The 377-nt window shown below is 37.4% G+C and carries 1 pseudogene; it reads right to left on the bottom strand.

What is annotated here, in order from left to right:
* Nucleotides 1-297: pseudogene (locus DOT_RS10380) on the bottom strand (group II intron reverse transcriptase/maturase); the annotation flags it as partial.
* Nucleotides 298-377: the final 80 nt, after the last annotated feature.

Genomic DNA, 377 nt, shown 5'->3' with positions numbered 1-377 from the left:
AGATTGGTATTTGAACTTTTTGAACATCTCTTTCATCAACCTATATCCTTTTGGGCTATTGGGCTCAATTTGCTTGCTCTTAAAACAGTTGATAACATTAGGCAAATCCTTACCATCTCCATATTTCTCAAGCAACATTTGATGTTGTAATTGACAACTTTGGTGTAACAGTTCAAGGTTGTCATATCGTTTATCCCCGCCTAGCCCACTGGGTAGAAGCTGATTAATTTTGAGAGATTCTTCTCCTGCTAATGATTGCTTGCAGACTCTACATTTGTAATTACTGCGTTTAGCCAATTTCCTCCTGCTCAAAACATTGTCCCTAATGAACTCTTTTTTGTCCCTTTTCTCAAAGTATTCCTTCAAACTGGCATCAT

Origin of the sequence: Desulfosporosinus sp. OT, assembly GCF_000224515.1 — a bacterium.
Classification (GTDB): domain Bacteria; phylum Bacillota; class Desulfitobacteriia; order Desulfitobacteriales; family Desulfitobacteriaceae; genus Desulfosporosinus.
The sequence above is the reverse complement of the archived record's forward strand: the minus strand, read 5'-3'. Positions and strand labels throughout refer to the sequence as shown.